The 13,734-nt window shown below is 31.1% G+C and carries 7 protein-coding genes; 2 read left to right on the top strand and 5 right to left on the bottom strand.

The window, feature by feature from the left end:
• Window positions 1–6 precede the first annotated feature (6 nt).
• Together JJC01_02505 and JJC01_02500 are read left to right on the top strand one after the other, a co-directional pair.
• Window positions 7–1,893, top strand: coding sequence for a 4Fe-4S binding protein (locus tag JJC01_02505; protein UDN58762.1), 1,887 nt, complete (start codon window positions 7–9; stop codon window positions 1,891–1,893).
• A gap of 22 nt (window positions 1,894–1,915) precedes the next feature.
• The gene (locus JJC01_02500) at window positions 1,916–3,697 is read left to right on the top strand and encodes an iron hydrogenase small subunit (protein ID UDN58761.1); all 1,782 of its coding nucleotides are present in this window, start codon (window positions 1,916–1,918) and stop codon (window positions 3,695–3,697) included.
• A 123-nt stretch (window positions 3,698–3,820) separates the two neighbouring features.
• On the opposite strand, the gene JJC01_02495 is transcribed toward JJC01_02500, so the two are convergent.
• From JJC01_02495 to uvrB, 5 genes are all read right to left on the bottom strand, one after another.
• Entirely contained in the window at window positions 3,821–5,617 is a 1,797-nt protein-coding gene (locus tag JJC01_02495) for a mannonate oxidoreductase (GenBank protein UDN58760.1), read from the bottom strand.
• A 145-nt stretch (window positions 5,618–5,762) separates the two neighbouring features.
• Window positions 5,763–6,692 (bottom strand): HPr kinase/phosphorylase, encoded by a 930-nt coding sequence (locus tag JJC01_02490; protein ID UDN58759.1) that lies wholly within the window; start codon window positions 6,690–6,692, stop codon window positions 5,763–5,765.
• Window positions 6,692–8,509, bottom strand: a complete 1,818-nt coding sequence (gene uvrC, locus JJC01_02485) for an excinuclease ABC subunit UvrC (protein UDN58758.1) — start codon at window positions 8,507–8,509, stop codon at window positions 6,692–6,694. Before uvrC ends, JJC01_02490 begins: the two co-directional genes overlap by 1 nt.
• Before the next feature lie 263 nt (window positions 8,510–8,772).
• Entirely contained in the window at window positions 8,773–11,598 is a 2,826-nt protein-coding gene (gene uvrA / locus JJC01_02480) for an excinuclease ABC subunit UvrA (GenBank protein ID UDN58757.1), read from the bottom strand.
• 18 nt (window positions 11,599–11,616) lie between these two features.
• Window positions 11,617–13,587, bottom strand: coding sequence for an excinuclease ABC subunit UvrB (gene uvrB, locus JJC01_02475; protein ID UDN58756.1), 1,971 nt, complete (start codon window positions 13,585–13,587; stop codon window positions 11,617–11,619).
• Window positions 13,588–13,734: the final 147 nt, after the last annotated feature.

The following is a 13,734-nucleotide window of genomic DNA, read 5'->3' as shown; positions in this document are numbered from 1 at the left end:
TAAATAATGCGTAAAGTAAATTCATTTGATGAATTAAAAGTTTTAGCTGATGAGCTAAAACCTAGTCTTAGCCTAAGAAAAAATTATTCTAAGGAAAATGTATTAAGAAGAGAATTACTTGTTTGTTGTGATACTGGATGTACATCTTCAAACAGTATGGAAATAGTTAGTGAGTTAGAAAATGAAATAAAAAAATCAGGAATACAAGACAAGGTTGATGTTCGTTTAACAGGTTGTTTTGGTTTCTGTGCTCAAGGTCCTATCGTAAAAGTTTATCCTGATAACGTTTTCTATGTGAAAGTTGAACCATCTGATGCTGAAAAGATAGTTCAAAATCACTTAATTAGAAATACAGTTGTTGAGGAATTATTATATGAAGAAGAATCTTTAAATAAAAAAGTAGAAGCACAAGAAGAAATGTCTTTCTACAAAAAACAATTACGTATAGCTCTAAAGAATTGTGGGCTTATAGACCCAGATAGTTTAGAGGATTATATTGCTAATGATGGTTATTTAGCTCTAGGTAAATGTTTAACGACTCTTACTCCTCAAGAAGTTATTGCAGAAGTAAAGACTTCTGGTCTTCGTGGTAGAGGAGGAGCTGGATTCCCTACAGGTTCTAAATGGGAAGCTGCTTCAAAGAATCCTGCTGGCCCAACTGATAAAAAATTCGTTGTCTGTAATGCTGATGAAGGAGACCCTGGTGCATTCATGGATAGATCTGTACTTGAAGGAGACCCTCATAGTGTACTAGAAGCTATGGCAATATGTGGATATGCTATAGGTTCTGATACAGGGTACATATATATAAGAGCTGAATATCCAAAATCTATAGAAAGACTAAAAGTAGCTATAGCTCAAGCTGAAGCACATGGCTTACTTGGTGAAAATATCTTAGGTACTGGATTTAACTTCAAATTAGAATTAAAATACGGTGCAGGAGCTTTCGTTTGTGGTGAAGGTACAGCTTTAATGCATTCAATTGAAGGTAGACGTGGTGAACCTAGAATGAAGACTTATAGTTCTTCTAAAAGTGGATTATGGAAATCTCCTACTTGCTTAAACAATGTTGAAACTTTTGCTAATATTCCAGCAATCATACTTAAGGGTGGAGACTGGTTTGCTAACTTAGGTACTGATGATTCTAGTGGTACTAAAGTTTTTGCTCTTGGTGGAAAAGTAGAAAATGTAGGTCTTGTTGAAGTTGCAATGGGTACTACTTTAAGAGATATTGTATTTGAAATTGGTGGAGGAATTCCTGAAGGCAAAAACTTCAAGGCAGTTCAAACAGGTGGACCGTCTGGTGGATGTATACCAACTGAACATTTAGATATACCTATAGATTTTGGTTCATTAAGCTCTATAGGCTCAATGATGGGTTCTGGTGGTATGCTTGTTCTTGATGAATCTGACTGTATGGTAGATATAGCCAAATTCTTCCTTGAGTTTACTGTTGAAGAATCTTGTGGTAAATGTACACCTTGTCGTATAGGTACTACGAGATTATTAGAAATATTAACTAAAATTACAGAAGGTAATGGTACTCTACAAGATTTAGACGACCTAGAAAACCTTGCTGAAACTATACAAACTGCTTCATTATGTGGTCTTGGTAAAGCTGCTCCAAACCCTGTTTTAAGTACTCTTCAATATTTCAAAGATGAGTATATAGCACATGTTGTAGATAAGAAATGTCCTGCTGGCAAATGTCAAAACTTACTTTCTTACTTCATAACAGATGCTTGTAAGGGTTGTACAAAATGTTCTAGAGTGTGTCCTGCTGGTTGTATAACAGGTTCTGTTAAAGAACAACATACAATAGATACTTCTAAGTGTCTAAAATGTGGTGCTTGTATAGATAATTGTACATTTAATGCTATAATCAAGAAATAACTTATTTGGAGGAGGAATAACAATGAGTTTAGTTAATTTAACTATCAATGGCAAACATGTTTCAGCACCTAGTGGAACTTCTATCTTAGATGCTGCAAAACTAATAAATATAAAAATACATAACCTTTGTCATTTACATATGAATGAGATAGATAAGCTTGATACTTGTGCTTCTTGTCGTGTTTGTATGGTTGAGACAGAGAGAGGTTTAGTTCCAGCTTGTGGAACAGTTATAAAGGAAGGTATGAGAGTTCAAACTAATAGTGCTAAAGCATTAAATGCTCGTAGAACTATTGTTGAGTTACTATTATCAGACCATCCACAAGATTGTTTTATATGTGAAAAAAATGGAGACTGTGAATTACAAACTATAGCTGCTGATTTAGGAGTAAGAAAGATAAGATATCAAGGTTCTAAGTCTTTTGCAGGTAAAGATACCTCTACTAAATCTTTAGTTAAAGACCATTCTAAATGTATATTATGCAGAAGATGTGAAACTGTATGTAATGATATCCAAACAGTTGGAGCATTATCTGGAGTTAATCGTGGATTTAATACTTTAGTTAGTACATTTTTTAATGCTGATATGGTTGAAACAGAGTGTACATTCTGTGGCCAATGTATTTCTGTCTGTCCAACTGGAGCGTTAACAGAAGTAGATAATGTTCCTAAACTATGGGATGTTTTAAATAAAAAAGAAAAAACTATAGTAGTGCAAGTTGCCCCTGCTGTAAGAGTTGCTATTGGTGAAGAGTTTGGATTAGAACCAGGTTCAATATCTACAGGAAAAATGGTTGCTGCTTTAAAAGCACTTGGGTTTGAGCATGTATTCGATACAAACTTTGGTGCAGACTTCACTATAATGGAAGAAGCTACTGAATTTATAGAAAGAATTCAAAAAGGTGAAAATCTACCTATATTAACAAGCTGTTGCCCTGCATGGGTAAACTTCTTAGAACACAATTATCCAGACCAATTAAATCTAGCATCTAGCTGTAAATCTCCTCAAGGTATGTTTGGTTCTATAGCTAAGAATTACTATGCACCTAAAATACTAGGAATTAATCCAGATGACCTTTATGTTGTATCTGTAATGCCTTGTGTAGCTAAGAAGTATGAAGCTTCAAGAGAAGAATTAAGTGAATCTGGAATATTAGATGTTGACCTTTCTATAACTACTAGAGAGTTAGCTAAGATGATAAAAGAAGCTGCTATTGATTTACCTAATCTTCAAGACCAGGATTTTGATAATCCATTAGGAAAATCTACTGGTGCTGCGTCTATATTTGGAGCGAGTGGTGGAGTTTTAGAAGCTGCTCTACGTACTTCATATGAAAAGATAACTAACAAAACTTTAGATAATGTAAACTTTACTAATGTTAGAGGGCTTAAGGGAATCAGAGAAGCAAGTATAGATGTTGATGGAACTACAGTCAATGTATGTATTGTAAATACACTTAAAAATGCTAGAAAAATGATGGATAAAGTTAGAAGTGGAGAATGTAAATACCATATCATAGAAGTTATGGCATGCCCTGGTGGATGTGTTGGAGGAGCTGGTCAACCTTACCATCATGGTAATACTGATATAATTGATAGACGTGCTAATGCATTGTATGAGATAGATAGAAATAAGGCTATTCGTAAGTCTCATGAAAATCCTGACTTACAAGCTATTTATAAAGACTTCTTTGGAGATCCAAATAGCGATGTAGCTCATAAATACCTTCATACTCATTACTTTGATAAGAGTTGTATTTATGAAGAATGTCCAAAAGAATGTGCTTGTGAAGAAGCTAAATAAATTTTAACAAATTGAAAAACTAAAATATTCTCAAATAAAAGGATTGTATAAAGTGCTTTTAAGTACTTTATACAATCCTTTCTATTTTAATCATAATAAGCTACATTTCTACGCTTATCTTTCTTAAAGTATCCCTGCCATTTTCATAAGCTGTTTTGCATTTGTAGTCTTACATCTTCCATCTTTTATGGCATAGTCAAAATAGATTTTATCATCAACATAGTACTCTGAAAAATGGTAGTTTACAATCTCTACATCTCCACCACTTGAAAGGTCACATAACTCAAAATCATGTGTTGTAACCATACTTATAATCCATGGCTTTGATAGTTTCTTTACTGCCTCACTTGCTCCAATAATTCTATCAGCAGAGTTAGTTCCTTTAAAAATCTCATCAACTAAAACTAACATCGGTAATTCTTTTATACTATATTGAATCATTGATTTTATTCTGAGAATTTCAGCATAAAAAGTTGATATACCTTGGCTTACATCATCTTGTATTCTCATAGATGTAAATATATACATACATGTGGCATCAAAATTTTTAGCACATACTGGAGCACCTGCATACGCCAATACTAAATTTACACCAATACTTCTTAAAAATGTCGTCTTACCTGACATATTTGAACCTGTAATGATACAGGTTTGAGAATTTAATTTTATTGAATTTGCTACAACACTTTTCTCTGCTATTAATGGATGGTATACTTCTTCAACTTCTAACTTTGGAATACTTTCGCTTTTTATTATTGGAAAACATGTATTTTCTTTTACTTGACCAATAATAGTTAAACTTATCAAAGCTTCAAACTCTCCAATAGATTCAAGCCATCCTCTAATTTGATTTCCATATACACTTTTCCATCTTTCTAGAGATTCTGCACAGTGATAATTCCACATAAGAACACCACAAGCAAGTATATAAACTATTTGATTATATCTTAAGTTTACTGCATTACCTATTGAGTTCAGCTGTTTAATACCTTTTGAAACACCATTACCTTTAGAAAGTTTTGCTTGTAATTCTTTTAAATATGGGCTTTCAAATGTCTCTTTCTCTAAAACTTCAAACATCTTTTCATATACTTGTATACTTCTACTAAATGAGAATAATGGGGATAAAGTCTGCATAAGCTTTGTATTCCCAAACCCACCAAATCCTAGCTGAAGTACAAAAAGTAAAAAAACAGGTAGCATAGGCAAAAACCCTAATATAAAAAATATAAAAGATAGTATTGTTGCAGTAGGCAAACCCCAAGTAAAAACATGCATCCACTTAGGTATATATACTTTTTTATCTTCTCCATACTCTATAAATGACTCTATACTTCCATCAGAGTTGGTTTTTTGTTCCTTACCAATTATATTACTCAAGGTCTGAATATGGATAGAAAAATCCTGTTTTGATAATAGCTCTTTTACTGCTGTTTGTCTTTCTAGGATTATATTATCGTTTGGATTTTCATTCCATAAGGACTTAGCTAAAGACTTCTTTCCATAGGATGTATTAGCTATACAAATATACTGATATAGTGATGCTCTTCCAAATAAGTCTAAATCTTTTGCTTGTGAATTTTCTTCTTGTATATATTCTTTTCCATCTATTTTGAATTCTTTCCACTCATCACCAAATCTCTTAACATACTTATCCAGCACTTCACACTTACTCTTAAAATACGATTCTTCCTCTTTTATTTTATTATGAATAACTAAAAGTGAAATAAATAGAATCAATGCTACAATTCCAACAAAAATACCTACTATATTTTTATTGTAAAATCCAATAGCAAATCCCGCTATCAATATTAAAAAAGATATTAATCTAGCTGTACTTATATTATTTGATTTTTTATTTAAGAGCAGTTCTTTTTCAGTAGTACTTTCTAAAAGCTTACTAAAATAGTTCATTCCCATAAAGACTCCAACTTCCTTATCATATAATAAATTTAAATATAGTATTAAATTTAAACTAATAACCTTAAAAGCTAATTTAAACTCCAATTATATAATATATATTTTATAACTATTCTATACAATTTTATTTTATATGCACTCTCTATTACTTAGTATCAATAAGTTTTGATAGTTTCTTAGTAAATTCTTGAGCTGCATCATACCCCATTCCTCTTTGTCTAAAGTTCATTGCTGCTACTTCTAGTATCATAGCAGTATTTCTTCCAGGCTTTACAGGAACAACTAACTTCTCTACATTAACACCAAGTATTTCTTCATATTCTTTATCTAATCCAAGTCTATCATAATACTTATTTTCATCCCAAGCTTCTAAATGTACTACTAAATCTATCATTTTAGAATTTTTGATAGCTCCTACACCATATAGACTTCTGACGTCTATTATACCTATTCCTCTTATCTCTAGGAAATGTCTTATTAATTCAGGAGACTGACCCATCAACATACTTTCATCTAATTTTCTTATTTCTACAGCATCATCTGCAACTAATCTATTACCTCTCTGAATTAGTTCTAATGCTGTTTCTGACTTTCCTATACTACTCTCTCCCTTTATCAAAACACCTATACCATAAATATCAACTAAAACTCCATGAATCGTTGTATGTGGTGCTAACTTATTATCTAAGTAGTTTGATAATCTATTTATAAGTCTAGTTGTGTTTCTGTTTGTACTTAAAAGTATTCTCTTATACTTTTTAGCCTTTTCAATCACATCTGGTTTTATTTCTAAATCTCTAGAAATTATTAAAGCTGGTATTTCATATGAGAAAAATCTATTTAGTACCTCTTCTCGAATTTCATTATCCATCAATCCAAAGAAATTATATTCTGTTTTTCCAACTATTTGTATTCTCTCATATGCAAAGTAATCAAAATATCCTGCAAATTGTAAACCTGGTCTATTTATATCTTGAGAGTATACATAATAATCTACATCATCAGGCATGTATACTACTTTAAGTTTTAAATCTTTTATTATTTCTCTTATTGATACTTTATTGCTAGTTTCCATCAATTTTCTTCCTTCCTAAAAAAATTATAAACATTCTCTGCAATGCTTTTATTCATTCCTTCTACTTCTAAAAGTTCTTCAAAAGTAGCTTCTTTTATGGCTTCTACATCTTTAAAATGACTCATCAGTGCTTTTTTTCTTTTTTCACCTATCCCTTGTATATCATCTAAGATAGATTTTGTCAAAGCTTTATTTCTTAGACTTCTATGATATGTTATTGCATAATTATGAACTTCTTCTTGTATACTAGCAATAAATCTATATAAACTAGTTGTCTTATCCAACTCGATTTCTTTTTCTTTACATATTAACCCTTTAGTCCTATGCTTATCGTCTTTGTACATTCCCCAAAGTGGTATGTCTACATCATTAAGTTCTAATACTTTTTTTACAGCGCTAACCTGTCCCTTTCCTCCATCCAACAATATAAGGTCAGGTAAATTTCCATGTTTCAATCTTCTATCTACAATTTCAGCCATGGAATCATAATCATTAGGTCCAATGACTGTTTTTATTTTATATCTTCTATACTCTTTTTTATCTTTTTTAGCATTTGTATAGACTACCATAGAGCCAATTGAATCTACTCCTTGTATATTTGATATATCAAAAGACTCTATTCTTATTGGCAATTTTTCTAAGTTTAACAATCGTTTTAATTCTTCTAATGCTCCAATACTTTTTTCATATTTCCTTTTGTTCATATCAGAAAATTTTTCAAGGTACTCTACTGCATTTTTTCTCACCATTTCAACTAGGCTTTTTTTCTCTCCTTTTTGTGGTACTCTTATTGTTACTTTTTGCCCTTTTTTAGACGATAGCCATTCTTCTAATATACAACTGTCTTCTATCTCATCTTCTATAATTAGTTCTTTAGGTATATATTCTTGCTCATTGTAAAATTGTTTTACAAATGAACTCAATATAGAAGCTCTTGGGCTATCCATTACCCCTTCTAGTATAAAGTGTTCTCTCCCAACAATCTTACCATTTCTAATAAAAAATACTTGTACACAAGCTTCATTATGAGCTCTTGCCATCGCAACTACATCCTGATTTAAATCGGTTACAGTAGCATCTATTTTTTGTTTTTGTATCATTTCTTCAAGACTCTTTATTTTATCTCTATATATAGCTGCTTCTTCAAATCTAAAATTCATAGAACTCTCATTCATCTTTTCTTTTAAGAGCTCCATCAACTTTTCTTCTTTCCCCGATAGACACATTATAATTTCTTCTATCATCTTTCCATATTCTTCTTTGGATACATTTCCTGTACAAGGTCCTAAGCACTTATTTATGTGTAAGTTTAAACAAGGTCTTGTTTTATTTTTTATCGCTTTTTCTATGTCAATTTTACAACTTCTTATTGGATAGGTACTGTTTATAAGGTCTAAAGTATCATTTACCGCAGTTATATTAGTATATGGTCCAAAATACTTTGCTTTATCTTTAAGAACCCTTCTAACCTTTAAAATCCTTGGATAATCTTCATTTGTAGTCACCTTAATATATGGGTAAGTTTTATCATCTCTAAGTAACACATTATACTTTGGTCTATATCTTTTTATTAAATTACATTCAAGTATTAATGCTTCCAACTCTGAATCTGTTATAATGTATTCAAATTTATATATATTCTTAACCATAGATTTTACTTTAGATGTATGGTTTTTTGAAGATTGAAAATACTGCCTTACTCTATTTTTTAGAGATATGGCTTTTCCCACATATATTATATGGTCGTATTTATCCTTCATTAAATATACACCAGGCTCAGAAGGTAATTTTTTTAAGTGGTCTTGTATATCAAACATATCGCCCTCCAAAACATTAAGTTTTATATTAAAATTATACCCTAAAATGTGAAAATTAAAAAGTTATTCAATTTCCAGCATTGTACACAAGTTAAAGTCCATATCATCTTCTATAATTGATTTAAAAGCAATCTCAAATACGAAGAACAATATGGACTTTATGTTTGGTAATTATCTACAATTTATTTTTAATTTACTTACTTCTAATATTTTCAACTTATTTTTATATATTTACAGTTAAAATTTTACACAGTTTATATAACCTAAGAGAAATATTTACTTAAGAATTGACCTGTATAAGACCCTTCAACTTTAGATACTTCTTCTGGTGTTCCAGTTGCAACTATAGTTCCACCTTTATCTCCACCCTCTGGGCCTAGGTCTATTACATAATCACAAGTCTTTATAACATCTAGATTATGTTCTATAACTATAATTGTATTTCCTGTATCTGCTAATCTTTGTAATACGTGAATTAACTTATCTACATCTGCCATATGAAGTCCTGTAGTAGGTTCATCTAATATATATAAAGTCTTTCCTGTTGGTCTTTTACTAAGTTCTGATGCTAATTTTATACGTTGTGCTTCTCCTCCAGACAATTGAGTTGAAGGCTGTCCTAATTTAATGTATGAAAGACCTACATCCATCAATGTATCCAGCTTTCTTTTTATGTTTGGTATATTTTCAAAAAACTCAACAGCTTCTTCTACATTCATATCTAGTATATCAGATATAGTTTTATCTTTGTATTTTACTTGTAATGTTTCCCTATTGTATCTTTCACCCTTACAAACCTCACAAGGAACATATACATCTGGTAGAAAGTGCATCTCTATTTTTATTATTCCATCACCTTTACAAGCTTCACATCTACCACCTTTTACATTAAAACTAAATCTTCCCTTTTTATATCCTCTTGCTTTAGCTTCATTAGTAGCAGCAAAAATATCCCTTATAAAATCAAATACCCCTGTATAAGTAGCTGGATTTGAACGAGGTGTTCTTCCAATTGGACTTTGGTCAATATTTATAACCTTATCTATATTTTCAATTCCTTTTATTTCTTTGTGCTTACCAGCTCTTTGTTTTAGTCTATTCACTTTACTTGCAACACCTTTATAAAGTATGTCATTTATTAGTGTACTTTTCCCAGAACCTGAAACACCTGTTATACATGTAAACTTACCTAATGGCAATTTTACATCAATATTTTTTAGGTTATTTTCTGATGCTTTGATTACTTCTATAAAACTTCCATTTCCTTCTCTAGTAGTCTCAGGAACTAATATTTGTTTTTTTCCACTTAAGTACTGACCTGTTATTGAGTTTTCATTTTCTATTATTTCATCTAAAGTTCCTTGTGCAACTATCTCACCACCATGTATACCTGCACCAGGTCCAATGTCTATAACATAATCAGCTTCTCTCATTGTATCTTCATCATGTTCTACGACAATTAAAGTATTTCCTAAATCTGTTAGATGTCTAAGAGTTCCTATAAGTCTGTCATTATCTCTTTGATGAAGACCTATACTTGGCTCATCAAGCACATATAACACTCCAACTAATGCTGAACCGATTTGAGTTGCTAATCTTATACGTTGCGCTTCTCCTCCTGAAAGTGTTCCAGCTTTTCTTGATAAATTCAAATAATCAAGACCAACATCTCTTAAAAACTTAGCTCTTCCCTTTATCTCTTTTATAATCTCATGAGCTATAAATCTTTGCTTTTCTGTAAGAGTTACATTTTCCATAAAATCTATCAATTCGTTAACAGATAAGTTTGTTACTTCCATTATATTTTTTCCATCAACTAAAACAGATAAAACCTCTTTTTTAAGTCTCAATCCCTTACATTTTGGACAAGGTCTTTCTGCCATATATTCTTCAATTTTGTCTCTCATATACTCTGAGTTAGTTTCTTTGTATCTTCTCTCTAAGTTTACTACTACTCCTTCAAAATATGATTTATAATTTCTAGTTCCTCCAAATTTTGATTCATAAACAAACTCTACCATTATATTATCCTTACCATAAAGTAACTCTTGAACAAAATCTTCTGGTAAATCTTTAAATGGAGTTGTCAAAGATACCTTAAAATGCTCAGCTAAACTTTTTATCATTTTGCTATAATAAGTATCGTCGTTGACACCTGTTGAACCCCAAGCAGCCACTGCACCTTGTTTTATTGATAAATCTTTATTTGGTACAACTAGTTCTGGGTCAACTTCTTTACTTTCCCCAAGACCATTACAAACATCACAAGCTCCAAAAGGAGCATTAAATGAAAACATTCTTGGAGATAATTCTTCTATCCCAATTCCATGTTCTGGACATGCAAATTTAGTTGAGAAAAGAATCTCTTCTCCATCTATTATTTGAGCTATTACAAGACCATCTGATAGTTTAACCGCAGTTTCAATTGAATCTGCAAGTCTAGATTCTATTCCATCTTTGACTACTATTCTATCCACTACTACTTCTATACTGTGTTTTTGGTTTTTAGTTAAAACAATATCATCACTTACTTCATAGTTTTCCCCATCAACTCTAACTCTTACAAATCCTTCTTTTTTAATATTATCTAAGACCTTTTTATGTGTACCTTTTTGACCTCTAACAATTGGCGAAAGTATTTGCAACTTAGTTCTATCTGGAAAATCTAGCATTTTATCAACTATTTCTTGAATAGTCATTTGACTTATTTTTTCACCACATGTAGGACAATATACATCGCCTACTCTTGCAAATAACAATCTCAAATAGTCATATATTTCTGTTACTGTTCCAACTGTAGAACGTGGATTCTTTGAAGTAGTCTTCTGATCTATTGAAATAGCTGGTGATAGACCTTCAATATATTCTACATTTGGCTTTTCCATTTGCCCTAAAAACTGTCTAGCATAAGCAGACAAACTCTCTACATATCTTCTTTGGCCTTCTGCATATATCGTATCAAATGCCAAAGATGACTTTCCAGAACCAGACAATCCTGTAAAAACTATAAACTTATCTCTTGGTAACTCTAAATCTACATTTTTTAAATTATGCTCTTTTGCTCCTCTTATTATAATTTTATCTTCCATAACCTTGTTTTTACCTTTCTATTTTTCCAATTTTTCTTCCAACTGTTTTACCTTATCTCTTAATTCTGCCGCTCTCTCAAATTGTAAGTTTTGAGCAGCTTCCATCATCTCTGATTTTAATTTTTCTATATTATCTTTTATCTCTTCTTTATCATCTGTATCAGTTATTCCATAGACAACTTCTTCCTCTGCAACCTTAGTTGCTTCTATACTATCTCTTACACTTTTTTGTATAGTCTTAGGAGTTATGTTGTGTTCTTCATTATATAAATTCTGTATAGCTCTTCTTCTTTTTGTCTCATCAATAGCATTTTGCATTGAATCAGTTATCCTATCAGCATACATAATAACTCTTCCATTTTCATTTCTAGCTGCACGTCCAATAGTTTGTATTAATGCTGTTTCGGAACGTAAGAAACCTTCTTTGTCTGCATCTAAAATTGCTATAAGTGAAACTTCTGGTATATCTAGACCTTCTCTAAGTAAATTTATTCCTACAAGTACATCAAATTTTCCCAGTCTTAAGTCTCTTATTATCTCTGTTCTTTCTAATGTAACTATATCTGAATGTAGATATTTAACTTTTATGCCTATTTCTTTAAGGTAATTAGTTAAATCTTCACTCATTTTTTTAGTTAAAGTGGTTATAAGCACTCTTTCATTTTTTTCTATTGTTTTAGTTATTTCCCCTACTAAATTATCTATCTGATTATTTATAGGTCTTACTTCTACAATTGGGTCTAAAAGACCTGTTGGTCTTATTATCTGTTCAGCTATAGTCTCAGAATGTTGAATTTCATAAGGACCTGGTGTAGCACTTACAAACAATATTTGATTTATGTTTCCTTCAAATTCTTGAAAATTTAACGGTCTATTATCAAGTGCAGAAGGTAATCTAAATCCATTTTCTATAAGAGATGTTTTTCTTGATCTATCTCCTGCGTACATTCCTCTTACTTGCGGAATAGTAACATGTGCCTCATCTACAATTATCAAATAATCATCTGGAAAGAAATCCATTAATGTATATGGTCTTTCTCCTTCGTCTCTTCCAGTAATATGCCTTGAGTAGTTTTCTATCCCCTGACAAAACCCTATCTCCTTTAACATTTCTATGTCATACTTCGTTCTTTGCTCAATCCGTTGTGCTTCTAAAAGCCTATCATTTTCTTTAAAAGTCTCAATTTGTTGTTGAAGTTCATCTTCAATTTGAACAATTGCATTTTCAATTCTTTCTGGTGTTGTTACATAGTGAGATGCGGGGAAGATAACAACATGATTTCTTGTCCCAACAATCTTTCCTGTTACATAATCAATTTCTGTTATTCTATCTATTTCATCACCAAAGAACTCTATTCTTATTGCTTTTTCATCATTGCTAGCTGGAAATATTTCTAATATATCTCCTCTAACTCTAAAAGTCCCTCTTGTAAAATTTATATCATTTCTTTCATATTGTATCTCTATTAACCTTTTTATTACATCATCTCTATCCTTCTGCATACCAGGTCTTATAGATAACATAAGTTCTTTATAATCTTTTGGGTCCCCCAAACCATATATACAAGATACTGAAGATATTATTATAGTATCTCTTCTTTCTAAAATAGATGCTGTAGCAGAATGTCGAAGTTTATCTATTTCGTCATTTATACTTGCATCTTTTTCTATATAAGTGTCACTGTGAGCTACATATGCCTCTGGTTGATAGTAATCATAGTAACTTACAAAATATTCAACTGCATTGTCTGGGAAAAATTCTTTAAACTCACTATAAAGTTGTGCTGCTAGTGTTTTATTATGAGCCATTATTAGGGTAGGTTTTTTAACTTGTTGTATTATATTTGCCATTGTGAATGTTTTTCCTGAACCTGTTACACCTAACAATGTCGAAAATTTTTCATTTCTATTTATAGAATCCACTATTGATTTAATAGCTTCTGGTTGGTCACCTGTTGGTTTGAAGTCTGACTTTATTTTAAAATCCATAGTATCACTCCTTCTTTTCGAACATTAGTTCCTAACATGTATTATTATATCATACCTTTCTAGAATTGTTTCAGTTATTTTAAATATTTTACCCATTTAAATTTTACTTAAATCTAAAATATAAAAAAAGACTTCTATCTTTATAAT

The organism is Clostridioides sp. ES-S-0010-02 (genome assembly GCA_020641055.1).
Lineage (GTDB): Bacteria > Bacillota > Clostridia > Peptostreptococcales > Peptostreptococcaceae > Clostridioides.
The sequence above is the reverse complement of the archived record's forward strand: the minus strand, read 5'-3'. Positions and strand labels throughout refer to the sequence as shown.

What these genes read in the sequence shown, in the direction of transcription:
- JJC01_02500 (UDN58761.1), top strand. Translation starts at nt 1,916, where the DNA reads ATGAGTTTAGTTAATTTAACTATCAATGGCAAACATGTTTCAGCACCT.
- JJC01_02495 (UDN58760.1), bottom strand. Translation starts at nt 5,617, where the DNA reads ATGGGAATGAACTATTTTAGTAAGCTTTTAGAAAGTACTACTGAAAAA.
- uvrC (UDN58758.1), bottom strand. Translation starts at nt 8,509, where the DNA reads ATGTTTGATATACAAGACCACTTAAAAAAATTACCTTCTGAGCCTGGT.
- JJC01_02490 (UDN58759.1), bottom strand. Translation starts at nt 6,692, where the DNA reads ATGGAAACTAGCAATAAAGTATCAATAAGAGAAATAATAAAAGATTTA.
- uvrB (UDN58756.1), bottom strand. Translation starts at nt 13,587, where the DNA reads ATGGATTTTAAAATAAAGTCAGACTTCAAACCAACAGGTGACCAACCA.
- uvrA (UDN58757.1), bottom strand. Translation starts at nt 11,598, where the DNA reads ATGGAAGATAAAATTATAATAAGAGGAGCAAAAGAGCATAATTTAAAA.
- JJC01_02505 (UDN58762.1), top strand. Translation starts at nt 7, where the DNA reads ATGCGTAAAGTAAATTCATTTGATGAATTAAAAGTTTTAGCTGATGAG.